The sequence below is a fragment of the Myroides gitamensis genome (genome assembly GCF_029894455.1).
Taxonomy (GTDB): Bacteria; Bacteroidota; Bacteroidia; order Flavobacteriales; family Flavobacteriaceae; genus Flavobacterium; species Flavobacterium odoratum.
Genome location: NZ_JARYHN010000001.1, coordinates 1 through 26,259, shown reverse-complemented (window position 1 = coordinate 26,259; position 26,259 = coordinate 1). Strand labels below are relative to the sequence as shown.

The window sequence follows — 26,259 nt, the reverse complement described above, 5'->3', positions numbered from 1 at the left end:
ACCTATATTTCTTTTAAAAGTCCTAATTAAAATTAGGACTTTTTTTTTACTTTTGACTTATGAATATACAGGAATTATACAGCTGCTTCACAGAAGCTGACGGCATAGCAATTGACACGAGAAATATTACGCCCAACAGTCTTTTTTTCGCTTTAAAAGGCGATAATTTTGATGCAAATGAATTTGCACAAGAGGCTTTAGATAAAGGAGCGCGTTATGTAATCATGGATAATCCTAAACTCGTAACGGACCGAGATAAAATGTTTCTTGTACCCAATGCCTTACAAGCTTTACAACAATTAGCAAACTATCACAGACAGCAATTGGGACTTCCGATTATTGCCTTAACAGGTAGTAACGGAAAAACAACAACCAAAGAGCTAATCAAGGCCGTTTTAAGTCGCAAATACAACGTAAAAGCAACTCAAGGCAACTACAACAATCACATTGGTGTACCCTTAACTTTACTTCAATTTGACGATGAAACCGATATTGGAATCGTAGAAATGGGAGCCAATCACCTCAACGAAATTGCGCTTCTATGTACCATTGCACAACCAGATTATGGTTATATTACTAACTTTGGCAAAGCCCATTTAGAGGGGTTTGGCGGTTTTGAAGGAGTAATTAAAGGAAAAAGTGAATTATACGATTATTTAGAAGATAATCACAAGATGGCTTTTGTCAATGCAGATGACCCTAGACAGGATGCAAAAACCATCACTTTCTCAAGGTATACTTTTGGGTCAAAAGAAACAGAAGCTAACCTTGAAGTTGAAATCATTGAACACACAGAATTGGCAACAATACAATTAGGAGAACAGCGCATAACCTCTCATCTTACTGGTCAATATAATGCTACAAATATGGCAGCTGCTGTAGCCATTGGTCAGTATTTTGGCGTGAGCTTAGAAGAAGCAAATCAAGCTATTCAAGCGTATATCCCAACGAACAATCGATCTCAATGGATTAAACAAGAACCATTTACCATTTTATTAGATGCGTATAATGCAAATCCTTCGAGTATGGAACTATCTGTTGCGAACTTTAACCAACTCCCGTCCACTTCCCCCAAAATTTACATTTTAGGAGATATGTTTGAGTTGGGTACAGCAAGTGAAAAAGAACATAAAAACATCATCCAACAAGTAGAAGATACCACTTTTGAAAAAGCCTTTTTCATTGGAAAAGAATTCTCAAAAGTAAAAGATACGACTGTTTCAACCGCGATAACTTTTTTTGAAACACTACCCGATTTCATGGCAGCATATGGAGATGTAGCACAAATATTGGCGCATCATACAGTTTTAATCAAAGGATCAAGAGGAATGGCATTGGAAAAAATCATTTCATTTTTAAAATAACACAAAGGCTGAATGTAATTTCAGCCTTTTTTGTTTTACCTTCATCTCCTCAAAACAACAAAAATGCAAGAAAAAGTTTACCCAAACGCAATACCAACGGTCGATATTGCTGTTTTACGATTAAATTCAGACCACACCTATTCTCTCTTATTAGGTAAAAAAGAACACGAACCCAAATGGCGATTTGTCGGAGGTTTCGTTGACGCAGACGATTCTAGCTATGAATCAGCCGCTGTAAGAGAGTTATTTGAAGAAACGAACCTCGTAGCCACACCAGATGAAATTAAGTACGTAGGCTCAACTAAAATTGACGATCCGCGCTACCGCAATCACAAAGACAAAATCATCACCCACTTGTATCTGTTGGAAATTCCTGCAACAACAGCAGATATTCAACCCAAAGATGATATCAAAGCGTTACAATGGTTTCCTTTAGCTTCTTTTTCAAAAGAAGATATTATGGATGTACACCATCCAATCGTTACTTTATTTATGCAGTATATCGAAAAACGATAACACCCTACAAAAATAAGAAAAGGATAAACTCACAAAGTTTATCCTTTTCTATTACACAGTGAAAACTGAGTATGCTCATCCGTTTAAATTTCGTCAATCCTTCAACTTTTTCAAAATAAAAAAACGCAAATAACATGATGTTATTTGCGTTTACTTGTGACCGGAATGGGACTCGAACCCATACGTCTTGCGACACCACCCCCTCAAGATGGCGAGTCTACCAATTCCTCCACCCGGCCTTGTGTGTGATAAATATAATTCTTTTTTCATTTTCATTACTGAAGAAACAAGAAAAGAATTAAAAAAAGCCATTCGATTAGGAATAGCTTTTGTGACCCGACTGGGGCTCGAACCCAGGACCCCAACATTAAAAGTGTTGTGCTCTACCAACTGAGCTATCGAGTCGTTACAATGTAACTTGTAAGTGCATTTTTATAAAAGTAATTGTGACCCGACTGGGGCTCGAACCCAGGACCCCAACATTAAAAGTGTTGTGCTCTACCAACTGAGCTATCGAGTCATTACAAGTATAAATTGTATGCTTTGTTTTTATAAAATATGTGACCCGACTGGGGCTCGAACCCAGGACCCCAACATTAAAAGTGTTGTGCTCTACCAACTGAGCTATCGAGTCATTGCAATCCATAGAATTGCTTTGTATTTTATAAAAGTATGTTTTTTTTGTGACCCGACTGGGGCTCGAACCCAGGACCCCAACATTAAAAGTGTTGTGCTCTACCAACTGAGCTATCGAGTCATTGCAATCTTAGAATCGTATTAGAATTTTTGTGACCCGACTGGGGCTCGAACCCAGGACCCCAACATTAAAAGTGTTGTGCTCTACCAACTGAGCTATCGAGTCTAATCAATTCCTGATTGCGGGTGCAAATATAGAACGTTTTTTTTTAAAAACATCATGTTTTTGTTTTATTTTTGTCAACAACATCCCCCTAAAATGGGGTATTTATGCATAACTCACTATTTTACAACCCCTTATTTTATGGAAAAAATAATTATTTTAGGTTATATGGGCGCAGGAAAATCTACAATTGCTCAACAATTAGCCCAAGAACTACAACTTTCTTACTATGACCTAGACCATGAAATTGAAAAACAGCAACAACAAAAGATAACAACAATTTTTGCTGAAAAAGGCGAAGTATACTTCAGAAAGATTGAACACCAAATCTTACATCAACTTTTAAACAAAAACGAAAGAGCAATACTAAGTTTAGGCGGAGGCACCCCTTGTTATGCAAACAATCATCTCATATTGCAACAAGACGGGATTCAATCTTTTTATTTAAAGGCATCCATACAGACCTTAACAGAACGCTTAGCAAAAGAAAAAGAGCATCGACCAATGTTGCAAACCAACACAGAAGATACTCTTGAAACTTTTATCGCTAAACATTTATTTGATCGCAGCTATTTCTATTATCAAGCTAAACACGTCATTCCTGTTGATGATAAACCCGTCAATCAAATTGTAGAGGAGATTAAAATGATACTTAAAGATTAACTTAAGTAGGCGTATTCATCTTCTTCCGTAAAAACCACTTGGATGTGCTCTAACAAAGAAGTAGACAGGGATAATCCTTTATAATCAGCTTTAATAGGGTATGTCTTGTGGTTTCTGTCAATTAAGACTGCCGTCTTCATCTTCTTTATTGGTACGTTCAAAAAGTGTTTTACTCCATAAATCAACGTTGCTCCTGAATTTAATACATCATCTACTAAAATAATTGATTTACCTGTATATTCTTCTGGCGTTAAGGAGGTGCGAATTGGATTAATAGGATTAGCCTTATCAATCTGTACTTCACACAATTTCACTTTAATTGAAGCTATCTCCTCTACTACTTTGGCAATTTTTTGAGCAAAAATAAAACCACTATTCGCTACACCTGCAATTACAATTTCTTCTTCTTCAGAAAATGTTTCGTAAATCTGATACGCGATACGTTTGGTTTTAAACCCAATCTGCTCTTTATTTAAAATGATTTTTTGTGCCATATCTTTTTCTTTAATATAATAAACAATTCTCGATCTTGTCTGGGTTTTATGGAATTGAATGCTCGTTCCATAACCTCGATGGTAAAATAAGGTTCAAATAGCGCTAAATACTCGTCTTTATTGCCACCATAAGGTGGTGTATCAAGGTCAAATGTAGTATCGAATAACAATCCTACTAATTTTCCTTCTGGTTGAAGTAACTCATGCATTTTTTGAACATAATCTTTTCTTTTTTCTATAGGAAGAGAACAAAAAAACGTTTGTTCTAGAATTAAGTCATACTTTCCTTGGTGCTGAAAAAAATCTGCTAGAACAACTACATCTTTAGTAATACTGGGTTCATTTTCGATTGTTTGCTCAAAGGCCATTGTTGTAAAATCTACGCCAACACTTTGGTTAAATCCCTGCTTGTGCAAATAAACTAATTCATGCCCATGTCCAACTCCTGGAACCAATATGTGTATTGATTTATCTTCTAACTGATCAATATACTCTTTCAAAGGGGTTGTAATGGCCTTTGCATTCCAAAAATCCTCTTTATTTTGATAGCGATCTTCCCAATACGATTTATTCAACATCTTCGTCATACTCCTCATTATCCAAATATCCATCGATATCTCTTCGATCTTTTTTCGTTGGTCGTCCCGTTCCTTTCGCTCGATAGTACTCTTTGGTTTGACGGAGTAAGTCTAAATGTTCAAAAGCCTCTGCTGGTGTCTCATCTTTACGATAAATATCAACCAATTTAGCACCAACTCTACTTTGAGGTACATCTAATACCGTTAATTTATAGACTATTTGATCCCTTCTCAATGTGATTTTATCTGTAGGAAAAACTTCACGTGAAGGCTTTACTGTTTGTCCATTTACTGTAATATGTCCCTTCTTACAAGCTTCAGTTGCTATATTTCTTGTTTTATAATACCGTACACACCACAAATACTTGTCAATACGCATAATTAAATATTAAAATTCTTCAATAAACAAGACAAAAATAAAGTAAAATTGTATCTTGCACTACTAAAATAACTCAAAAATAATGAATAGACTATTTTCTATTTTAGGTATCCTAACAATCGCTTTTACAGTATCTAACTGTAATAAGAGTGATGATTCTGGAGGCTTACCTCTTGTACCGCCTAGAGATTCCAAAGAAGTTTATACAGAAAACATTACTTCAATCGAAAAGTATTTGAAAAACAATTACATGATTGAACGCAATGGTGTCATTTCTTTTGATAGTATAACAAGTGCTAATTACAAAAATCAACCTACTATTTTTGAAGATAGCCGTTTGAAATCTATCATGATGAACAATGATGATTATACTGCTTATACATTACCAGATCCTTATGACCGTACAAAAACTATTTTTAAATATGCTAAATCTGCGGATACTGTAAAATACAAAATGTACTACCTTGTACTTAATGAAGGAGAAGGAAAGAAAAGTTCACCAGTCGATTCAATATTTGTAAAGCGAACTAACTTTACATTAAAAAATGAAAACATAGCTTCAATCAATCATCCTTTTATCGGTGGTTTTTATTCATTCCCACACACAGTGGCTGAATTAAAAGGAACGGTACCCTCTCCACTACGTATATATACAGGAGAACGTCAAATGCTGCGTTTTATCAAAACCGCTTTAAACTCTGGAATTAACCCAGATGGTACAATCTCTTTTGACGAAACTACTGCTGGGCGTATTATTGCCTTCATTCCTTCAGGATTAGGTCAGTTTAATTCTGGATATTCAACGTTAAAAGCATATCAACCTTACATCGCTGATTTGACTTTAATAAGTGCATTTGAAAGAGATCATGATTTAGATGGCATTCCTTCTAAATTCGAAGTAAAAAAACAGAAAAAATTGGTACTGAATTAACGATTCACGATTACTTTGAGTTAGATACTAGTGCAGACGGTGTTCCTAACTTTTTAGATATTGACGATGATGGTGATGGAGTTCCTACTAGAATAGAATTACAATATAAAGATGCTAATGGTAAAATTAAGCATTATAGTTATGATGCTCCTGAATTAAAAACATGTTCAGATACCCCTCGCTACTTAGATAGCAAGTGTAAACCATTTATGGTAGACGGCGAATGGGTTTGGCCTAGCAAATAAAAAATATTTTAAAAAAGCAGTTAATAAATTAACTGCTTTTTTTATTTGTACTTATTACTAGAAATAAAAAAAGAGATGGTAAACCATCTCTTTTTTATTTATATCAACTGTGTATATTATCTTTTGAATTTTCTATTGATAACAGTTTCTGCTTTCTCTACAATATTAGCCGCTTTTAGACCATATTTCTCCATTAATTCATCAGGAGTACCTGATTCACCAAAAGTGTCTTGTACAGCAACAAATTCTTGTGGTAATGGATTATTTAAAGCTAAAACTCTAGCAACACTTTCACCTAACCCTCCTAAGAAGTTATGTTCTTCAGCTGTTACAATACATCCTGTTTTAGCAACAGAACGCAAAATAGCCTCTTCGTCTAACGGTTTAATAGTGTGAATATTGATTACTTCTGCTGTAATTCCTTTTGCTGCTAATGTTTCTGCTGCTAATAAAGCTTCCCATACTAAATGTCCAGTTGCAACAATTGTAACATCTTTTCCTTCTTGTAAAAGAACCGCTTTACCAATTTCAAACTTTTCGTCCGCTGGCATAAAGTTAGGCACTACCGGGCGACCAAAACGCAAATACACAGGTCCATCATGTTCAGCAATAGCCAAAGTAGCTGCTTTTGTTTGATTGTAATCACATGTATTAATTACAGTCATTCCTGGCAACATTTTCATTAATCCAATATCTTCTAAGATTTGGTGTGTAGCTCCATCTTCTCCTAACGTTAATCCTGCGTGTGAAGCACAAATTTTTACATTTTTCTCCGAGTATGCTACAGATTGACGAATTTGATCATACACACGTCCTGTTGAAAAGTTAGCAAATGTTCCTGTAAAAGGAATTTTTCCACCAATTGTCATCCCTGCTGCAATTCCAATCATATTTGCTTCTGCAATTCCCACTTGAAAGAAACGCTCTGGGTGATTCTTCTTAAAATCGTCCATTTTCAACGATCCGATCAAATCTGCACATAAGGCAACTACGTTTTCGTTTTTTTGTCCTAATTCTGTAAGTCCAGCTCCAAAACCTGAACGCGTATCTTTACTTCCTGTATTCGTATATTTTTTCATGATAATTCTAAAGTCAACTAGATTAATAATCTCCAAATGAAGTTTCTGGATTTTGTTTTAAAGCTTCTTCTAACTGTGCATCGTTAGGAGCTTTTCCATGCCAAGCATGTGTTCCCATCATAAAATCAACCCCATTCCCCATTTCTGTATGTAACAACACACAAACTGGTTTTCCTTGTTTAGTCAAAGCTTTTGCTTGTTCGTATCCTTTTAGAATAGCATCAATTGAATTTCCTTCTTTGATTTCGATTACAGTCCAATCAAATGCTTCAAACTTAGCTTTCATAGAACCTAAATTTAATACATCTTCTGTTGGCCCGTCAATTTGTTTGCCGTTTAAATCAACTGTTGCAATTAAGTTATCGATTTTATTAGCAGAAGCATACATCATCGCTTCCCAATTTTGACCTTCTTGAAGTTCACCATCCCCTAAGAGTACATAAACTAAATGCTCGTCTTTATTTAATTTTTTCGTTTGAGCTGCTCCAATTCCCACAGACAATCCTTGTCCTAAAGATCCTGAAGCCATACGTACACCTGGTAGTTTATCATGTGTACAAGGATGCCCTTGCAATCTAGTATTTAACTTTCTAAACGTAGCTAATTCTGCTACTGGAAAATATCCACTACGTGCTAATACACTATAAAATATACTGGAGAAATATGTCCATTCGATAAGAAGAAAAGATCTTCGCCTTCTCCATCCATTGTGAATGTTTCCTTGCGGTCCATGATTGCTTGATACAAAGACACTAGGTATTCAGCACACCCTAATGAACCTCCTGGATGCCCAGAATTCACCGCATGTACCATTCTAAGAATATCTCTTCTTACTTGTGTAGTTAACTCCGTTAGTTGTTGTGTGTTCGGTTTCATTATTTCGACAATCTAAATTTATTACGCAACAAATATAAAACTTATTTACTGTACTCTATATTATAATCAAACGAATCTACCGATGAAAGTCTTTCTTTTTACCTTGTAATTCACTAGCAGTAAAAAAGTTTGTAGTAAGTTTGTACCTCGCCCTAAAATAAGAATATCATGCTACAAACGAAGGACTTAACGATTGGATACTCCCAAGGAAAAAAACCAACACCCCCCATTCAAAAAGAGCTCAATATTCAGCTAAAGCCTCGAACTTTAACTACTTTGCTCGGCATCAATGGTATTGGCAAATCAACCTTGATTCGAACTCTAACGGGACATCTCCAACCTTTGCAAGGCATGATTACGTTAAATGGGCGAGATTTCACTTCGTATTCTGCAGCTGAACGCGCCAAAGAAATCAGCGTTGTTTTAACCGATCCTATTCCCCATTCTAATTTAAGTGCTTTAGAAGTCTTGCAAATTAGTAGAATTCCCTATATCGACTGGAAATCTACTCCCACTAAAGAAGATACTTATTGGATTGAAAAAGCAATTGACCTTACTGCTATATCTGCTTTCATTCAGCAACCTTTACTGAATTTAAGTGATGGACAATTACAACGTGTTTTCATTGCACGAGCACTGGCTCAAAATACACCTTTGATTATCTTAGATGAACCTGCAAGCCATTTGGACTTGAATCACAAAGTGAAGCTATACCAATTATTGCAACAGCTCACACAACAAGAAAATAAAACCATTCTCTTCTCTAGTCACGATATTGAACTAGCGCTTCAATTTGCTGACGAAGCAATTGTACTTCAATCTCATGGTTATACGCAAAACACCATTGAAAACTTAATTTCCAATGGTGTTTTTGATCATTTTTTTGAAGATGACATTCTCCAATTTGACAGATACACAAAGCGCTTTACTCTTGCTCTGTAGTACAAGTATGTCGTTTATTTTTTGAAACGTTTTCTATTGTCCACTTAATTTGTTTGACAAAAGGTTCTTTTCTAAATGGACAATCTTGTTTGCTGCATATACTACACGAAAATGTCTTACAATCATCCATATGAACAAAGAGTTCTAAATCATCACCAAAGTGTTCACTTATTTCCTTTTCTAACAATTCTACTTCCTTGTGCCCTTCTACAATTGTAAAATACCAAGGGACAGTCATGTGGCAATCAAAATGCAAAACACTTCCATATTTAATGATACGCATATTGTGCAAATCAATCCAATTTTCTTTTCTATTGTGTTCTAAATATGCTACAACCTCCTCCAGTAAAGCCTCATCTGTTTCATCCATAATACCTGAAACAGCACCACGAACAATTTTATATCCTGTTATAATAATGATAAAGGCAAAAACTAAAGCAACCGCTCCATCCAGCCAGTGTAAATTAGTAAAATACAGCAACAATAAACCGATAATAATTCCTAAGGTGGAATAGGTATCAGATTGCAAATGTTTTCCACTAGCAACTAAAGCTAGCGATTTATTTGTTTTTCCTTTTTTAATGGCATACCAACCTAAAATAAAATTCACAATTGCAGTAATGGCAACCAAATAAATTCCGTAATCCAATTGTCCAATAGGCTGAGGATTAATCAAATTGCGTACGGCTTCAAAAATAATAGCAATACCTGCCATAATAATCAGCCCTCCCTCGATTGTTGCGGAAATAAATTCCACTTTACCATGTCCATAAGGGTGATTTCGATCTCGAGGTTGTGCCGAAAGATATAAGCTATATAAACCGATAAAACCACTAATCACATTCACTACACTTTCCAAAGCATCTGTAAAAATCGCTACAGATCGAGTCATATACCAGGCAACTAGCTTGATAATAAACAAGAGTACCCCTACAATTGCTATTATTTTCTGAAATTGGTAATTCTCATTTGCTTTACTACTCATACAACTTGTATTTATACTCTTGAAACTTCTTTTACTTCCCCTACTTGTAATCCTTCTAATGTAATATCTCCGATTCGAACGCGAACTAATCGCAAAGTAGGAAATCCAACACTCGCTGTCATTTTTCGGACTTGCCTAAACTTTCCTTCTGTTAATACGATACGTATCCAACTTGTTGGCCCATGTCTTTCATCGCGTATTCTTCGTCCTACACCAATCCAATTAGGCACTGCTGACAGACCTTCTACTTCACACTCTTTTGTAACATACTTTTCCCCTTTGACACCAATTTCCACTCCTTTTCGCAATATATCAATTGCTTCATCTGTAATTTGGCCATCAACTTGAGCATAGTATTCTTTTTCATATTTTTCACCACGCACACGCTCACTTGTCATTCCATCCGTGGTCAACAACAGCAACCCTTCTGAATTTTCATCTAAACGTCCAATGGCCATAGTACCTTCTGGGAAATCAAATAATTCTCCTAGTTTCTTTTTTGTTCTCTTTTTCTCGTAAATAAATTGGCTGATATATCCATGAGGCTTATACAGGAGAAAATGTCTGTGTTCCATTATTATATTACTTTTCAAAAGTTTTATCGTAAAAAGAATTAATTGCTTCGATGTATCCCTGTCCGTGATACGTGTTTGTCATGGCTTGAAAACCTTGTAAATGCCCTCCTTTAAAAATAACCACCTGACTTTTAACATTCAAAGGTTTCACACGATTGCTCTCGTGTACGGTTGTCAAGCCATCGCGATCTCCCGCAAAAAACAATACAGGAATTGATAAACGCGTAAGTGCTTTATCATAATCTCGCGCTTGTTCAGGTAATTTTATTTCTTTCTCTAAAAATCCATCTAATTTGGCAACAATCGCTTTGGGGCTTACCATAAATCCATCTGCTATCAAATAATCATAGGGTTCAACATCATAGGCAAGTACAGCAGCAAGAGTTCCTGTAGACAAAGCCCAAACGCCTATCTTAGTTTGAAACTTATTTTTTGTATAAGCAACAACTGCTTGTAAATCCGTTGCAAATTCGTCGTAGTACAACTGATCTTCCTCTAAAGGAAAGGCATCACTTTCGCCAAATCCACGATAGTCAAACAGTACTACATGATAACCTTGGTTGACTACTTCTATGACTTGTCTCAACCAATAGGACATATTTCCCGTATCACCATAAGCTAAAACCAACGTTCGATTTAGTTTTTTCTCTTCCTTCGCATATAAGATCCACGTATTTAACGCGTACCCATCAGGGGTTTTAATGCGAACCTCTTCATATTTAAAATTTGAATTTACGGGATCATCTACATATTCCTTTATCGGATTTACAGCTCCCACTAGATTCACAATCAACAAAGTAAATAAACAAAGTAAATATTTCATTTGCGGCGATATTTTAAATAAAAATCAAAGATACAACAATACTTCCTTTCAAATAATTGCAAGCTTTCAAAAAAAGGCATACTAATGATATTCTAATATTTTTCAGTTCCCTTTCTTCTTGTTCAAGAGAAAAAGCTGAGACATTATAAGGCTATCATTTAATAAATTCATACTTTTGTTAGATATAAAATTTAATACTATGCAACATATTATTGATCGTTTCATCAGTTATGTAACTGTTGATACTGAGTCTGATCCTTCTTCTCAAACCTGCCCAAGTACTGAAAAGCAATGGGATTTAGCAAACAAATTAGTTGAAGAACTAAAACAAATTGGTCTAGAAGACGTAACAATAGATGAAAACGCATATGTGATGGCTACTTTGCCAAGCAATGTAGAGCACGAAGTACCTACTATTGGTTTTATTGCGCACTTTGACACTTCACCTGATTTTTCTGGTGCAAATGTAAAACCGCAAATTGTAACTAACTACGATGGTGGGGATATCGTTTTAAACAAAGAACTGAACATTGTTTTATCACCTTCATACTTTAAAGATCTATTACAATATAAAGGTCAAACGTTAATCACTACTGACGGAACTACTTTATTAGGAGCAGATGACAAAGCTGGAATTACAGAAATTGTTTCAGCGATGGAGTATTTGGTACAACATCCAGAAATCAAACACGGAAAAATTCGAATTGGATTTACACCGGATGAAGAAATCGGACGTGGAGCACATTTATTTGATGTAAAGAAATTCGGTGCTGAATGGGCTTACACAATGGATGGAAGTCAAATTGGAGAATTAGAATACGAAAACTTCAATGCAGGATATGCTAAATTGACGTTCTCTGGTAAGAGTGTTCACCCTGGATATGCAAAAGGAAAAATGATTAACTCTATTCTTTTAGCAAATAAATTCATCAACAAATTACCAAAAGACGAGGTTCCTCAAAAAACAACAGGATACGAAGGGTTCTTCCACGTACACACAGTAAGCGGTAGTATCGAAGAATCAGTAGTTGAGTTGATTATCCGCGATCATAACTTGAAAAAATACGAGCAACGCAAAGTATTTATTGACAAGTTAGCGAAGAAATTCAACAAAAAACACAACAAAAAATTCGGTGGACCTATTGTTTCTTGTGAGATTGGAGATCAATACTTCAACATGAAACAAAAAGTAGAACCTGTAATGCATATTGTGGATACAGCAGAACAAGCGATGAAAGATTTAGGTATTAAGCCTCTTATCAAAGCAATTCGCGGTGGAACTGATGGATCTCAATTATCTTATATGGGATTACCATGTCCTAATATTTTTGCAGGTGGACATAACTTCCACGGGAAGTATGAATATGTACCTGTAGAAAGCATGGTAAAAGCTACAGAAGTAATCGTTAAGATTGCTGAGCTAACAGCTACTAATGCAGCTAAATAATATAGCACACATACAAAAAAGGAGATTCAGATGAATCTCCTTTTTTTATTTCATTTTTTTACTTGCTAGTTGCTGTAGCGTTTCCTATCAAGTGTTTCTTTAATTCATTTTCTTGTTCAATTAATTCGATTTCAACTGCTCTTCGTTTTCCTTTTCCTTCTTCTTGAATGCGAACAATTTCATCTATCGTACTAATAATATCCGCATTTACTTTGCGAATTGTTTCAATATCTACAATTCCTCGTTCCGTTTCTTTTGCAATTTTAACCGTTGAATCTTTCAACATTTCGCTATTTCTAGTCAACAATTCATTTGTTGCATCAGTTATAGCTTGTTGAGCGCTTAATGCTTGTTGTGATCGTGCAATTCCCAAGGTCAAAATCATCTGATTTTTCCACAAAGGAATAGTATTAACAATACTTGATTGCAGTTTTTCCATCAACATTAAGCTGTTATTCTGCACCATTCGAATCTGTGGAGAAGATTGCAAGATAATCATGCGTGTTAATTTCAAATCGTGTACTTTTCGATCGAAGCGAATCACTTGTTGTTCCAAATCTTTATACGCCTGAATTTTTGCAGGATCTTGTTCTTGCTCAACTTCAGCCTTCGCTCTTGGCAATTCGATCGTATTTAGTTCCTGTAATTTCTCGTCTCCTGCAGCAATATACAAGGACAACTCTTTGAAGTAATTTTTATTCTCATCAAAGAGTTTATCAAACATCGCAACATCTTTCATCATTAACTTATAATGACGCTCTAGCTGCAACTCTATCCCATTAATATTAGTTTCAACTTTGCTATATTGCGCTTGTAAACGCGCTATTTTTTTCTTTAACGTATCCAAAAAAGGAAAAAAACTTTTCTTATTTGCAATTCCTTCAAAAGATTTTACCTCTTCGCGCAAAGAAACTAATATTCCTGACGTTTCTCCCAAATCCCTCGTTTGTACTTGTTTTAAAATCTCAGTAGCGAAAGAACTCGCTTTTAATTGACTACTAGATCCATATTGAATCACTTGGGTCGTATTCGTTAAATCAATACTCTTTTTATAGTTATCGATTTTCGTTAATTCCTCTGGTGTAAATTCTACTTTAACTTCAGACACTGCATTTTCAGCGCGCATTTGTTGAATATCTTTTTCCATAGTGTAGCGCTAGATTTCTCTAGTTTTTATAAGCGTTAACAAATTATCATCTAGTGTTATTTTCTTTTTTTTCTCGTTGTCGATACTAAAATTCCGATTGCATCCTCTAGCTCTTAAAGTAAACCATCGTTGCGCAAAGACGCTAAATAAACGTCTGCTTCTACTTCTGCTACGCGATTTTGCTGTTTCATTTCATCCAACACCTCTTGTCGAATTGCACTCAAAGCAATATCTAGTGTTTGTCTTAACTTTTCCTTTACGCGATGAATTGAATTTCCTTCCAATTTACTCAATTCAACTTGGTGAAATTGTCTCAACAAACTAGTCAAGGAAAAAACATGTCGCTCAATAAACAAAGCTGTTTGTCCTTCTTTAAGACTGTTAATCTTCGTCAACAAAGCAACTAAATCGACAATTTGACTGGATACTTTTTCATCTAAAATAGCGATATCCCAACGTTTTAATTCTTCGACAAAATCAAGTAAGGTTGTCACTTCGCGTATTTCCTTACTTCGAATGAGTGTAACATAATCATATTCCTCCCAGTCCAACTCCATAAACTCTTTTAAATGTTCTCGTTGCAAGAATTCTCTTGTATTTGCACCTAGTAAAATCACCGAATAAAAGAGAAAACTGCCAAACAACAACATACTTAGAACCATATGGAAATTATCATTAAAACCAATTGAAGCTTTAATCATGATGCCTATCACAATCCAATTTAAAAGATTAAGGCCAAATAAAATACCAACACCTCTTAATCCTTCCATCATTTTGGCCATTTTCGCTTGTTTTCCCATATACCAAATACCAAAAGGCAGAAAAACAGGAACGATTAAACACCCTAAAAGTATACTTCCTTTTTTTATTTCCCAGATGATATTTTTTTCAGTTAGCCACCCCATTATATTAATCCTTTAGCTTGTACATAATTTTTATAGAAATCTGCTTCACTTGTCATCGACATCACCTCTACATCAAACATTCCTATTAGTTCGTTTTCAAATGCTGTTTTTGCTAATGCAATCACTTCTCTAAGTCTCGCTTTAAATTTTTCCGTTTCTGGGTCAACTAAAGGCAAGTCTTGTAGTTCGACATACTGCTTTAAAATACTCTCCAAAGCGGACGAATGTTTAAGAAAGAAGAGCTTACTTCTTTCTTCCTCCTTTTCTACGATTAAGCTCGCTAAATGTTCCATTTCTTGCAAATCCTCTTGCATGGTTACATCTGATATTTTCGTTCGAAACCCTGCTAACATAGCCGAGAAAACATCCTTTTCATCGGGTTCATTTGTTTGTAATTTCAAAATACTGTCTTTCATTTCGCGATAACTGTAGGAAACATCTGCTTCTAGCTTCATATATTGTTTCAAATCCAATCGCTCTAAATATTCTCGAATATAGAAGGACATAAAAACAACAAAGACATAAGTGCTTCCAAACATTAGGAAAACGGCATTCATTATATTATCTATTGTGTTCTCAGAGGAAGAACTCAAAAAGAGTAGTACAATCATAACCAAAATATGAATAGCTAATACAACGAGTGATTTCATCACCCAAGAAGTGTAGGACACGCGAGAGGCGGCAATAAGAATTACTAAGGGAGCAAAAGCCCCATAAGTAAATAACGAACAAACAACCAACACGACGAATAAAGAAAAAGTTTGAGATAATTCCCACAACCGGCTTCTATCTGTATATCTTCCCATACAATTTACAATTTCCAGCAAATAGAAAATAAAAAAGTCTTCTATTCACAATAAACCTTATTAATAAAAGTTAAAATAACAAGTATCAAATATAATTTTAAATCATTGAATAACATAAAAAAAACGCTTAATTATCGCGTTTTTACAGCCTAATCCTTCTTTATATACAGGCGTATTCCACACTCACTATAAGTTCCCTCAAGGAGAATCTGTTATTTTGTTTGATAAGATGAACGCAGCATAGCCATAACTATTTTATCGTGAAAAACACCGTCGCGATAACACGCTTCTTTTAATATCCCCTCCACGATAAATCCAGCCTTTTCATAGGCTTTTACTCCCCCTATATTTGGTTGAGATACTGTAAGCATAATACGGTTTAACTGTAGCTGCTCAAAGCCATAGGCTACCACTTGTTGTGTTACTTGAGTACCAATTCCCTTTCCCCATTGTTTTTTATCTCCAATAAAAATAAAGTATTCTCCACTTTTATTCATTGTTGAAATTCCACTAATGCCTGCGTATCCGACGAGTTCATTTGTAGCAGACAAGTAAATCCCAATATTATAAGTATTTTGTTCTTCAAACAAGTGGTTAAACCATTGCTTTATTTCCTCTTTCGAAGACAAGCGTTGAAAAACACTCATTGAATACTTAATTACATCTTCCTCATTTAGCCAGGAATAAAAAGGGGTCACATCTTCTTTACGCAAAGGTTTAAGTTCAATCATAGCTTCGCTTCTTATATACTTTTTCAAATTCCTCAAAGATAACCCCCTCTATCAAAAATAAAGCATTAAAAAGCCACAAAAAAAGCCCTAACCAAAGGGTTAGGGCTTTTAATTGGTATAGATAGAAGGATTAGTTTCCTTTTTCCATTCTTTCTTTCAACTCAGCAAGAGCGTCGATATCTCCTAAAGTTGTTTTTTCTGCAGTGTTTACTGAAGTTTCAGCTGTTTTCACATTTTTCTCTTCTTCTTCACGGAAGATAGAAGTATGAGAAGCTACAACTCTTTTGAATTCTTTGTTGAACTCGATGATTTTGAACTCAGCAGCATCACCTTTTTTCAATTTCTTCCCGTCTTCTTTTTCTAAGTGACGAGTTGGAATGAAAGCTACTACGTCTTCTTCGAAAACTACTGTAGCACCTTTGTCAACTAATTCAGAGATTTCACCATTGTGGATAGTACCTACTGCATAAGCATCTTCGTATTTATCCCATGGGTTAGCTGTTGTTTGTTTGTGTCCTAAAGATAATTTACGTCCTTCAACGTCTAACTCTAATACAACAACATCTAATTTATCACCTACGTTTACAAACTCAGATGGGTGTTTGATTTTCTTAGTCCAAGATAAGTCAGAGATGTAAATTAATCCATCAATTCCTTCTTCTAATTCTACGAATACACCAAAGTTAGTAAAGTTACGAACGATACCTGAATGCTTAGATCCTACAGGATATTTAGCAGTGATATCAGTCCAAGGATCTTGTGATAATTGTTTAATACCTAAAGACATTTTTCTTTCTTCTCTATCAAGAGTTAAGATAACTGCCTCTACTTCGTCTCCAACTTTTACGAAATCTTGAGCTGATCTTAAGTGAGTAGACCAAGACATTTCAGAAACGTGGATTAAACCTTCAACACCTTCAGCAACTTCGATGAAAGCACCGTAATCAGCTAAAACAACTACTTTTCCTTTTACTTTGTCACCAACGTTTAAGTTAGCATCTAAAGCATCCCAAGGGTGAGCGTAAAGTTGTTTTAAACCTAATTGGATTCTTGTTTTCTCGTCGTCGAAATCTAAAATTACAACATTTAATTTTTGATCTAACTCTAACACCTCGCTTGGGTGGTTGATTCTTGACCAAGATAAATCTGTAATATGGATTAATCCGTCAACACCTCCTAAGTCAATGAATACTCCGTAAGAAGTAATGTTTTTAACAACACCTTCTAACACTTGACCTTTTTGTAATTGACCGATAATTTCTTTTTTCTGTACTTCGATATCTGCTTCGATAAGCGCTTTGTGAGATACAACAACGTTTTTGAATTCGTGGTTAATTTTAACTACTTTGAATTCCATTGTTTTGTTTACGTATTGATCGTAATCACGGATAGGCTTAACATCGATTTGAGAACCTGGTAAGAATGCTTCGATTCCGAATACGTCAACGATCATACCACCTTTAGTTCTACATTTCACGAAACCATTAACGATTTCTCCTGACTCATGAGCAGCAATAACTCTATCCCAAGCTTTGATTGTACGAGCTTTTCTGTGAGATAATACTAATTGTCCGTATTTATCTTCTCTAACGTCGATTAATACTTCAACTTTATCACCTACTTTTAAGTTTGGATTGTAACGGAATTCGTTTAATGAAATAACACCTTCAGACTTAGCATTGATATCTACAATAGCGTCTCTGTCAGTAATTCTCACTACAACTCCCTCAACTACTTCCTCGTCGTCTGTAGAAATAAAAGTTTTGTCTACTAAGCTTTCAAATTCTTTTAATTGAGCTGCATCAACTGCATCGATACCATTTTCATAGTTATCCCAGTTAAAATCATTTAAAAATTCTTCCTGTGTTTTAATGTTTTCAGACATGTGCTGATAATAAATTTGTATCCTGTGTTATCTAGTTTCGTTATTCAGCGATAAAGAACAGAAGTGGTTTTACATTTATAACTCTTTGACTTTTAGTGAAACAGCGCTGATCTAAAAGCTGTGCAAAAGTACAACATTTTTTAATTGTAAAAAATAATTTTCTACAAATTTTCAAATCAAATAACTCTACTTGAAAGTATTAGATAAAGAAAAAGCTAACGAATTACTCCGTTAGCTTCAATCAATTTTATAATAATGAAAAAAGAATTAATTACTCATATTTAGTTGTTCTTCGTCACGTGCATCTAATGAACGTTTTTTTGAAAATACTTTTTTAAAGATTTTACTCCCCTTATAAAGGTCCCAATTCATTAAACCAACACTTAACAATACAACTACCAATCCTCCAATTTGAAGGCTTGTAATAATGTCATCTGTAAAGAAGTAACTTAAAGCTACAGCAACCACAGGGTTTACATAAGCGTATGTACTCACTTCTGTTACAGGTCTATTCTGAATCAACCAAATGTAAGATCCAAAAGCTAGGATTGATCCGAAAGTGATTAAATACACCAAAGAAAACCATCCTGAAGCTGAAATCTCATATACATCAAATTGAGCATATTCACCATTTAATAAAGCAACCACAGTAAATAGAACACCTGCAGTAATCATTTGCCATGATGTTTTTACCATCACGTGTAAATCCTCACCTTTATTCTCGTTTTTCGCTTTTGAATATTTAGAATACAACGATCCTACTGTCCAAGCAATTGATCCTAAAATCAACAATACCATACAGAAGATATTCAATAAACGTTGACTTTCATCTCCTGCAATCGTAATTTGCTCAGCAAATAACATGATTACACCAACGAATCCAAGAATCAAACCTAATATAATAGGTAAGCTTGAGAAGTTGTGTTTCCATTGTGGTTTATCTAAAATGATGAACCATAAGGCTGCTGCTGCGGCCATAATAGCTGCAATACCACTTGATACGTGTTGCTCTGCCCAAATTAAGGCTCCCCATATCAATGAAAAGCAACAAAAATCCAGTAATGCACGCTTGCTTTACGACCTGTTTATTAAAGATCTTATACCCGCGCATTTTACAATAGGTCAACAAAATCATGCTGGCAGCAAAAAAGCGCAAAGATCCTAAAACAAAGGGTGTGAAATCACTCAATGCTTTATGAATAAAAAAGAAAGTAGATCCCCATACGAAGTACACTACTAAATAGGCACCTAATACTACTTTATTATTCGTTTGATTTGTAGCTACTGCTTTCATAACTATTCTAATGTGTCTGGAATTATTAATTTATTATCTTCTTTTACTGTTTGTAACACGATGATTGTTCTTGTTGAAATAATTCCGTCAATCTTAGACAAAGAATTACGCATTAAATTTACAAGGGCAATCGAATCCGATGTTCTTACTTTTACGATATAACCGTCATCACCCGCTATATCATGTACTTCTAGTACTTCTGGAATTTCAGCTAGTGCTCTACCTGTATTCTCATCTCCAATAATTTCATCTACCTTAATAAAGATAAAAGAAAGCATCTTCTGATTAATCGCATTCGGATTAACTCTTGCATGATACGCTACAATAGCGTCTTTATGCTCCAGTTTCTTCACGCGTTCTAATACAGCTGAAGGAGCCATTCCAAGCTCACGAGCTAATTCAGAATTATTGATTCTCGCATTGTCTTGCATCATACGCAAGATCTTCAAATCAATTTCATCTAACTTATATTCCATCGTTTTCTAGTTTTACAGTGCAAAGATAATACAAAAGAATAATATACGGAAATATTTATCATTTAATGAATATTATTCGGTAGTTAAATATTTGTAAACAAAATAATTCTGAGTAAAAATCAGAAATTACGAATAATGCAAAAAAATTAAATAAAAAAAACACATTTGATAATAATGTGTTTCAAGGGCTAAATTGTAAGGAATAAATAGAAGATAAAGCGTTTTTGAGGAATGCTTTTTTGTTGTTTTGCTTTTTTGTGTTTTTTTGTGGTGCAGCGTTTATAAGGATATTTTACTGCGATACGATATGTATCATGTAAGAAGGCCAATTGCCATTGGCCCTTACGGTGCAGCGTTTCATCACGATATTTTACTGTGATACAATATATATCATGTAAGAAGGCCAATTGCCATTGGCCCCTACGTCTTTCCAAACCGGTATAAAACAAAAAAGCCTGACTACTTACGTAATCAGGCTTTTCAAAAGAAGGGCGACGACATACTCTCCCACCATGTGGCAGTACCATCTGCGCTAGCGGGCTTAACTTCTCTGTTCGAAATGGGAAGAGGTGAGCCCCGCCGCAATAACCACCCTAAAGCGGTTGTTATAAATTCCTCTCGGATCCTATAACTAATTCGGTATATTATAACGTAACAAATACTTATTTCATTTTAGAAAGTTGCCCTCCCTCTACTTATTAGTAGAGGGAGTACACATAAGCTTACGAGCTATTAGTACTACTTGACTATGACATTACTGCCTTTACATCTATAGCCTATCAACGTTGTCATCTTCAACGGCTCTTTAAAGAAATCTCATCTTGTGGTGGGTTTCGCACTTATATGCTTTCAGCGCTTATCCCTGCCCAACGTAGCTACTCTGCGATGCCCCTGGCGAGACAACAGATGCACTAGAGGTTGGTCCAATTCGGTCCTCTCGTACTAGAATCAGATCCACTCAAATTTCTAACGCCCACAGTAGATAGAGACCGAACTGTCTCACGACGTTCTGAACCCAGCTCGCGTGCCACTTTAATGGGCGAACAGCCCAACCCTTGGGACCTTCTCCAGCCCCAGGATGTGACGAGCCGACATCGAGGTGCCAAACCCCCCCGTCGATATGAGCTCTTGGGGGAGATCAGCCTGTTATCCCCGGCGTACCTTTTATCCTTTGAGCGATGGCCCTTCCATGCGGAACCACCGGATCACTATGCTCTACTTTCGTACCTGATCGACTTGTTAGTCTCCCAGTCAAGCTCCCTTATGCCATTGCACTCTACGCACGGTTACCAAGCGTGCTGAGGGAACCTTTAGAAGCCTCCGTTACTCTTTTGGAGGCGACCACCCCAGTCAAACTACCCACCAAGCAATGTCCTCTGCAGTGCAGAGTTAGATCTCAAATAAGCAAAGGGTGGTATTTCAACAATGACTAACCTACGCCTGGCGACGCAGGATCGAAGTCTCCCACCTATCCTACACATCACTTATCCAAGAACAATACTAAGCTATAGTAAAGGTGCACAGGGTCTTTTCGTCCCACTGCGGGTAATCGGCATCTTCACCGATACTACAATTTCACCGAGCTCATGGCTGAGACAGTGTCCAGATCGTTACACCATTCGTGCAGGTCGGAACTTACCCGACAAGGAATTTCGCTACCTTAGGACCGTTATAGTTACGGCCGCCGTTTACTGGGGCTTCAATTCAATGCTTCTCCGAAGATAACATCTCCTCTTAACCTTCCAGCACCGGGCAGGTGTCAGGCCCTATACTTCATCTTACGATTTTGCAGAGCCCTGTGTTTTTGATAAACAGTCGCCTGGACCTTTTCACTGCGGCCAGCTTGCGCTGGCGACCTTTCTCCCGAAGTTACAGGTCTATTTTGCCTAGTTCCTTAGCCATGAATCTCTCGAGCGCCTTAGGATACTCTCCTCGACTACCTGTGTCGGTTTACGGTACGGGTACTAATAATCTAAGTTTAGAAGCTTTTCTTGACAGCCCTTAGGCACACTATCTCGTTGTTCGAAAACGCTGAGTACTATCGCATTTCTCCATCCCCTACGCATTTTACTATAGGGAATATAGGTACGTGCTTCAACGAACTATTCCGTCAGTTCGCGGTGCTTTCATCACTGTGTCACTCCATCACAATTATTAGTAGTACGGGAATATTAACCCGTTGGCCATCGACGTCCCCCTTCGGGTCTGCCTTAGGTCCCGACTAACCCTAAGCTGATTAGCATAGCTCAGGAAACCTTAGTCTTACGGCGGGGGTGTTTCTCGCACCCCTTATCGTTACTTATGCCTACATTTTCTTTTCTATAAACTCCACCATATCTCACAATACGGCTTCTACGTCGATAGAATGCTCCCCTACCACTCACGTTTAAAACGTAAATCCATAGCTTCGGTAGTATACTTATGCCCGATTATTATCCATGCTCGATCGCTCGACTAGTGAGCTGTTACGCACTCTTTAAATGAATGGCTGCTTCCAAGCCAACATCCTAGCTGTCTGGGCAATCAAACCGCGTTTTTTCAACTTAGCATACATTTGGGGACCTTAGCTGATGGTCTGGGTTCTTTCCCTCTCGGACATGGACCTTAGCACCCATGCCCTCACTGATGATTATCATTAATTAGCATTCGGAGTTTGTCAGGAATTGGTAGGCGGTGAAGCCCCCGCATCCAATCAGTAGCTCTACCTCTAAGTAACTATGATCATCGCTGCACCTAAATGCATTTCGGGGAGTACGAGCTATTTCCGAGTTTGATTGGCCTTTCACCCCTACCCACAGGTCATCCGAAAACTTTTCAGCGTTAAACGGTTCGGTCCTCCATTTAGTGTTACCTAAACTTCAACCTGCCCATGGGTAGATCACACGGTTTCGCGTCTACCACTACTGACTAAAGCGCCCTATTAAGACTCGCTTTCGCTACGGATCCATGACTTAATCACTTATCCTTGCCAGCAACGGTAACTCGTAGGCTCATTATGCAAAAGGCACGCCGTCACCCCACAAAGGGGCTCCGACCGCTTGTAGGCGTATGGTTTCAGGATCTATTTCACTCCGTTATTCACGGTTCTTTTCACCTTTCCCTCACGGTACTGGTTCACTATCGGTCTCTCAGGAGTATTTAGCCTTAGCGGATGGTCCCGCCAGTTTCAATCAGGGTTTCACGTGCCCCGACCTACTCAGGATACCACTATCCTTATCTTCTCTTACTTATACGGGACTATCACCCTCTTCGGTTTACCTTTCCAGGTAATTCTAATTCAATCCGCAAGAAATATCGTGGTCCTACAACCCCAATATTGCCGTAACAACATTGGTTTGGGCTATTCCGCGTTCGCTCGCCACTACTAGCGGAATCACTTTTGTTTTCTTCTCCTCTGCCTACTTAGATGTTTCAGTTCAGCAGGTTCGCCTCCTATTCGGATACTATGTCTTCAACATAGTGGGTTGCCCCATTCGGATATCTACGGATCAAGTCGTGTGTGCCGATCCCCGTAGCTTTTCGCAGCTTATCACGTCCTTCTTCGCCTCTGAGAGCCTAGGCATTCCCCATACGCCCTTATTTTGCTTATGTGCTTACAATTCTTTCGAATCGTACTTTCTATAAATTTTTATTAAAATAATAATATTACTATTACTATCTAACTGTATTTGTCGTTACAATATGTCAATGATCGTTTTGAACTTGCGTTCTTGTGGAGAATATCGGAGTCGAACCGATGACCTCCTGCGTGCAAGGCAGGCGCTCTAGCCAGCTGAGCTAATCCCCCATTATAAGGTTACAGGTTAACAGTTTACAGTCAACAGTAACTTTCAACGGTTTAACTAACCTCTAGAATTTCCTTTGTAATACTTAGTAGTCCCGGGCAGACTCGAACTGCCGACCCCTACATTATCAGTGTAGTACTCTAACCAGCTGAGCTACGAGACTCTGTATATTACTTATTTTTTTTATTTGAACAAACAGCGAGAGTAAATAAACCAACCTCTTTTTTTCTCTAGAAAGGAGGTGTTCCAGCCGCACCTTCCGGTACGGCTACCTTGTTACGACTTAGCCCTAGTTACCAGTTTTACCCTAGGCAGCTCCTTGCGGCGACCGACTTCAGGTACCCCCAGCTTCCATGGCTTGACGGGCGGTGTGTACAAGGCCCGGGAACGTATTCACCGGATCATGGCTGATATCCGATTACTAGCGATTCCAGCTTCATGGAGTCGAGTTGCAGACTCCAATCCGAACTGAGACCAGTTTTTGAGATTCGCATCCAGTTGCCTGGTAGCTGCTTTCTGTACTGGCCATTGTAGCACGTGTGTAGCCCAAGACGTAAGAGCCGTGATGATTTGACGTCATCCCCACCTTCCTCACGGTTTGCACCGGCAGTCTTGTTAGAGTTCCCGGCATGACCCGCTGGCAACTAACAATAGGGGTTGCGCTCGTTATAGGACTTAACCTGACACCTCACGGCACGAGCTGACGACAACCATGCAGCACCTTGTAAATTGTCCGAAGAAAAGTCTATCTCTAAACCTGTCAATCTACATTTAAGCCTTGGTAAGGTTCCTCGCGTATCATCGAATTAAACCACATGCTCCACCGCTTGTGCGGGCCCCCGTCAATTCCTTTGAGTTTCATTCTTGCGAACGTACTCCCCAGGTGGGATACTTATCACTTTCGCTTAGCCACTCAGTCCGAAAACCGAACAGCTAGTATCCATCGTTTACGGCGTGGACTACCAGGGTATCTAATCCTGTTCGCTACCCACGCTTTCGTTCATCAGCGTCAATAAGTACGTAGTAATCTGCCTTCGCAATTGGTATTCCATGTAATATCTAAGCATTTCACCGCTACACTACATATTCTAATTACTTCCATACTATTCAAGTTTAGCAGTATCAACGGCAATTTTATAGTTAAGCTATAAGATTTCACCACTGACTTACTAAACCGCCTACGAACCCTTTAAACCCAATAATTCCGGATAACGCTCGGATCCTCCGTATTACCGCGGCTGCTGGCACGGAGTTAGCCGATCCTTATTCTTACGGTACCGTCAAATAATTACACGTAATTACATTTCTTCCCGTACAAAAGCAGTTTACAATCCATAGGACCGTCATCCTGCACGCGGCATGGCTGGTTCAGAGTTGCCTCCATTGACCAATATTCCTCACTGCTGCCTCCCGTAGGAGTCTGGTCCGTGTCTCAGTACCAGTGTGGGGGATCTCCCTCTCAGGACCCCTAATCATCGTCGCCTTGGTATGCCGTTACCACACCAACTAGCTAATGATACGCATGCCCATCTTTTACCGATAAATCTTTATTATATAAATGATGCCACTCATATAAACCATGGAGCATTAATCCGAATTTCTCCGGGCTATTCCCCTGTAAAAGGTAGGTTGCATACGCGTTACTCACCCATCCGCCGGTCTCTAGAAAGCAAGCTCTCTATACCCCTCGACTTGCATGTGTTAGGCCTGCCGCTAGCGTTCATCCTGAGCCAGGATCAAACTCTTCATCGTATATTTTTAATATTGTAAAAAGTTAGCTAGTTTATTCGTGATCCTAAAATCACCTTACTCTCTTTATTTTGTATGCTGTTGTCCAATATGTCTATGATCGTGTTTCAAACTCTCTTCTACTTAAATTTCGAAGCGAGTGCAAAAGTAAACAACTTTTTTGATTTGACAAAAAAAATTTAGATTTTTTTCTTTCCCTCTTTTCGTCATCCCTTGTTTACCAAAGCGAGTGCAAAAGTAAAAACTTTATTTGAATTAGCAAAACTTTTTTGAAAAATATTTTTTCATCCCTTTTCGCTAACCCCAGTATTTACTGAAGCGGACTGCAAAGATAAGACTCTTTATTTCGATTATCCAAATTTATTTTTAAAAATATTTTTTAGCTAATCTCAAGTCTTTTCTACTGCTTTTCTATGAACGTCTGCTTGTTTAATGCGGATGCAAAAGTAGCACCTTTTTCGCCACTTCCAAACTTTACGCAACCTTTTTTTAAAAGTATTTTCGATAATTGTCGCAACTCGCTATTATCATACACGTTACATCTAAAAGTTTTTTTGACTTTTTCATGGTTTGGGATCGCGTGGAGCGATGATGTTGCTTTTTTGCGTTTTTGCAAGGGGCTTTTTTGGAAAATGCATCAAGCAAAAGAAAGTTTTCTTTTGAAAAAGGTGCTTCGAGCATAGGGGCACATGGCCATGTGCCCGTACGGGGGAAAGATATTTTTT

General features: G+C 37.3%; 21 protein-coding genes, 8 tRNA genes, 3 rRNA genes and 2 pseudogenes. 7 read left to right on the top strand and 27 right to left on the bottom strand.

All coding sequences use genetic code 11. The annotated features are described in order from the left end of the window. Positions 1-59: 59 nt before the first annotated feature. Both M2306_RS00170 and M2306_RS00165 read left to right on the top strand, forming a co-directional pair. Positions 60-1,364 carry a UDP-N-acetylmuramoyl-tripeptide--D-alanyl-D-alanine ligase gene (locus M2306_RS00170; protein ID WP_259189796.1) on the top strand — a complete coding sequence of 435 codons (1,305 nt, stop codon included), beginning with the start codon at positions 60-62 and terminating at the stop codon, positions 1,362-1,364. 63 nt (positions 1,365-1,427) lie between these two features. Further along, positions 1,428-1,880 (top strand): NUDIX domain-containing protein, encoded by a 453-nt coding sequence (locus M2306_RS00165; protein WP_259189798.1) that lies wholly within the window; start codon positions 1,428-1,430, stop codon positions 1,878-1,880. A gap of 157 nt (positions 1,881-2,037) precedes the next feature. On the opposite strand, the gene M2306_RS00160 is transcribed toward M2306_RS00165, so the two are convergent. The 6 genes from M2306_RS00160 to M2306_RS00135 all read right to left on the bottom strand — a co-directional run bounded on the left by M2306_RS00160 (position 2,038) and on the right by M2306_RS00135 (position 2,742). After that, positions 2,038-2,119: transfer RNA gene (locus M2306_RS00160), tRNA-Leu, on the bottom strand. A gap of 93 nt (positions 2,120-2,212) precedes the next feature. After that, positions 2,213-2,285, bottom strand: a tRNA-Lys gene (locus tag M2306_RS00155). 42 nt (positions 2,286-2,327) lie between these two features. Continuing rightward, positions 2,328-2,400 (bottom strand) — tRNA-Lys (locus tag M2306_RS00150). Positions 2,401-2,441: 41 nt separating this feature from the next. Next, a tRNA-Lys gene (locus M2306_RS00145) sits at positions 2,442-2,514 on the bottom strand. 50 nt (positions 2,515-2,564) lie between these two features. Next, positions 2,565-2,637: transfer RNA gene (locus M2306_RS00140), tRNA-Lys, on the bottom strand. A gap of 32 nt (positions 2,638-2,669) precedes the next feature. Continuing rightward, positions 2,670-2,742 (bottom strand) — tRNA-Lys (locus M2306_RS00135). A gap of 138 nt (positions 2,743-2,880) precedes the next feature. On the opposite strand from M2306_RS00135, the gene M2306_RS00130 reads away from it, so the two are divergent. Continuing rightward, entirely contained in the window at positions 2,881-3,402 is a 522-nt protein-coding gene (locus M2306_RS00130; protein ID WP_181816712.1) for a shikimate kinase, read from the top strand. On the opposite strand, the gene M2306_RS00125 is transcribed toward M2306_RS00130, so the two are convergent. Genes M2306_RS00125 through M2306_RS00115 form a run of 3 tightly spaced genes read right to left on the bottom strand, consistent with a single transcriptional unit; the run spans position 3,399 to position 4,853 of the window. Next, complete coding sequence (locus tag M2306_RS00125; RefSeq protein WP_115091527.1) at positions 3,399-3,896, bottom strand: phosphoribosyltransferase family protein; 498 nt, start codon at positions 3,894-3,896, stop codon at positions 3,399-3,401. The two genes, M2306_RS00130 and M2306_RS00125, sit on opposite strands and share 4 nt — an antisense overlap. After that, positions 3,875-4,507, bottom strand: a complete 633-nt coding sequence (locus M2306_RS00120; protein ID WP_498882716.1) for a methyltransferase domain-containing protein — start codon at positions 4,505-4,507, stop codon at positions 3,875-3,877. Before M2306_RS00120 ends, M2306_RS00125 begins: the two co-directional genes overlap by 22 nt. After that, complete coding sequence (locus tag M2306_RS00115) at positions 4,464-4,853, bottom strand: RNA-binding S4 domain-containing protein (RefSeq protein WP_115091529.1); 390 nt, start codon at positions 4,851-4,853, stop codon at positions 4,464-4,466. Before M2306_RS00115 ends, M2306_RS00120 begins: the two co-directional genes overlap by 44 nt. 82 nt (positions 4,854-4,935) lie before the next feature. On the opposite strand from M2306_RS00115, the gene M2306_RS00110 reads away from it, so the two are divergent. Then, positions 4,936-5,784, top strand: coding sequence for a hypothetical protein (locus tag M2306_RS00110; RefSeq protein WP_498882715.1), 849 nt, complete (start codon positions 4,936-4,938; stop codon positions 5,782-5,784). Then, positions 5,745-6,029 (top strand): hypothetical protein, encoded by a 285-nt coding sequence (locus M2306_RS00105; protein ID WP_498882908.1) that lies wholly within the window; start codon positions 5,745-5,747, stop codon positions 6,027-6,029. The genes M2306_RS00110 and M2306_RS00105 overlap by 40 nt, the downstream gene beginning before the upstream one ends. A 116-nt stretch (positions 6,030-6,145) precedes the next feature. On the opposite strand, the gene M2306_RS00100 is transcribed toward M2306_RS00105, so the two are convergent. After that, on the bottom strand, positions 6,146-7,108 hold the full coding sequence (locus tag M2306_RS00100) for a transketolase family protein (protein ID WP_259189809.1): 963 nt from the start codon (positions 7,106-7,108) through the stop codon (positions 6,146-6,148). A gap of 22 nt (positions 7,109-7,130) precedes the next feature. Then, positions 7,131-7,921: pseudogene (locus M2306_RS00095) on the bottom strand (transketolase). Between the two features lie 231 nt (positions 7,922-8,152). Here M2306_RS00095 and M2306_RS00090 point away from each other — a divergent pair. Further along, positions 8,153-8,926: an ABC transporter ATP-binding protein gene (locus tag M2306_RS00090; protein ID WP_259189814.1), complete on the top strand. Its 774-nt coding sequence runs from the start codon at positions 8,153-8,155 to the stop codon at positions 8,924-8,926. On the opposite strand, the gene M2306_RS00085 is transcribed toward M2306_RS00090, so the two are convergent. The 3 genes from M2306_RS00085 to M2306_RS00075 are packed head-to-tail and all read right to left on the bottom strand — an operon-like array spanning position 8,910 to position 11,309. Further along, positions 8,910-9,911, bottom strand: coding sequence for a cation diffusion facilitator family transporter (locus tag M2306_RS00085; protein ID WP_115091534.1), 1,002 nt, complete (start codon positions 9,909-9,911; stop codon positions 8,910-8,912). The genes M2306_RS00090 and M2306_RS00085 overlap by 17 nt on opposite strands. An 11-nt stretch (positions 9,912-9,922) precedes the next feature. Then, a complete protein-coding gene (locus M2306_RS00080; protein ID WP_115091535.1) occupies positions 9,923-10,486 on the bottom strand; it encodes a pseudouridine synthase in 564 nt (187 codons plus the stop codon). A 7-nt stretch (positions 10,487-10,493) separates the two neighbouring features. Beyond that, positions 10,494-11,309, bottom strand: coding sequence for an alpha/beta hydrolase family protein (locus M2306_RS00075; RefSeq protein ID WP_115091536.1), 816 nt, complete (start codon positions 11,307-11,309; stop codon positions 10,494-10,496). Between the two features lie 199 nt (positions 11,310-11,508). Between M2306_RS00075 and pepT the strand changes: the two genes are divergently transcribed. Next, positions 11,509-12,756 carry a peptidase T gene (gene pepT, locus M2306_RS00070; RefSeq protein ID WP_002987321.1) on the top strand — a complete coding sequence of 416 codons (1,248 nt, stop codon included), beginning with the start codon at positions 11,509-11,511 and terminating at the stop codon, positions 12,754-12,756. Positions 12,757-12,814: 58 nt separating this feature from the next. On the opposite strand, the gene M2306_RS00065 is transcribed toward pepT, so the two are convergent. From M2306_RS00065 to M2306_RS00005, 13 genes and pseudogenes are all read right to left on the bottom strand, one after another. Further along, positions 12,815-13,903 (bottom strand): toxic anion resistance protein, encoded by a 1,089-nt coding sequence (locus M2306_RS00065; protein WP_115091537.1) that lies wholly within the window; start codon positions 13,901-13,903, stop codon positions 12,815-12,817. Between the two features lie 113 nt (positions 13,904-14,016). Then, a complete protein-coding gene (locus M2306_RS00060; protein WP_259189831.1) occupies positions 14,017-14,808 on the bottom strand; it encodes a hypothetical protein in 792 nt (263 codons plus the stop codon). Next, positions 14,808-15,614, bottom strand: a complete 807-nt coding sequence (locus M2306_RS00055; protein ID WP_259189835.1) for a peptidylprolyl isomerase — start codon at positions 15,612-15,614, stop codon at positions 14,808-14,810. The genes M2306_RS00060 and M2306_RS00055 overlap by 1 nt, the downstream gene beginning before the upstream one ends. A 212-nt stretch (positions 15,615-15,826) precedes the next feature. Beyond that, complete coding sequence (locus M2306_RS00050) at positions 15,827-16,345, bottom strand: GNAT family N-acetyltransferase (RefSeq protein WP_259189837.1); 519 nt, start codon at positions 16,343-16,345, stop codon at positions 15,827-15,829. 130 nt (positions 16,346-16,475) lie between these two features. Beyond that, positions 16,476-18,230, bottom strand: coding sequence for a 30S ribosomal protein S1 (rpsA, locus tag M2306_RS00045; protein ID WP_002987330.1), 1,755 nt, complete (start codon positions 18,228-18,230; stop codon positions 16,476-16,478). 267 nt (positions 18,231-18,497) lie between these two features. Beyond that, positions 18,498-19,524: pseudogene (locus M2306_RS00040) on the bottom strand (EamA family transporter). Positions 19,525-19,526: 2 nt separating this feature from the next. Continuing rightward, a complete protein-coding gene (locus M2306_RS00035; RefSeq protein ID WP_002987335.1) occupies positions 19,527-20,000 on the bottom strand; it encodes an Lrp/AsnC family transcriptional regulator in 474 nt (157 codons plus the stop codon). Between the two features lie 486 nt (positions 20,001-20,486). Next, positions 20,487-20,596: ribosomal RNA gene (rrf, locus tag M2306_RS00030) — 5S ribosomal RNA — on the bottom strand. Positions 20,597-20,712: 116 nt separating this feature from the next. Next, a 23S ribosomal RNA gene (locus tag M2306_RS00025) occupies positions 20,713-23,591 on the bottom strand. Positions 23,592-23,713: 122 nt separating this feature from the next. Then, a tRNA-Ala gene (locus M2306_RS00020) sits at positions 23,714-23,787 on the bottom strand. A gap of 87 nt (positions 23,788-23,874) precedes the next feature. Next, positions 23,875-23,948: transfer RNA gene (locus M2306_RS00015), tRNA-Ile, on the bottom strand. Positions 23,949-24,019: 71 nt separating this feature from the next. Beyond that, positions 24,020-25,537: ribosomal RNA gene (locus M2306_RS00010) — 16S ribosomal RNA — on the bottom strand. The 16S, 23S and 5S rRNA genes sit together here with 2 tRNA genes alongside, the layout of an rRNA operon. Before the next feature lie 486 nt (positions 25,538-26,023). After that, positions 26,024-26,259, bottom strand: a 236-nt coding sequence (locus M2306_RS00005; protein ID WP_498882714.1) for a hypothetical protein, incomplete at its 5' end; no start/stop codon positions are given.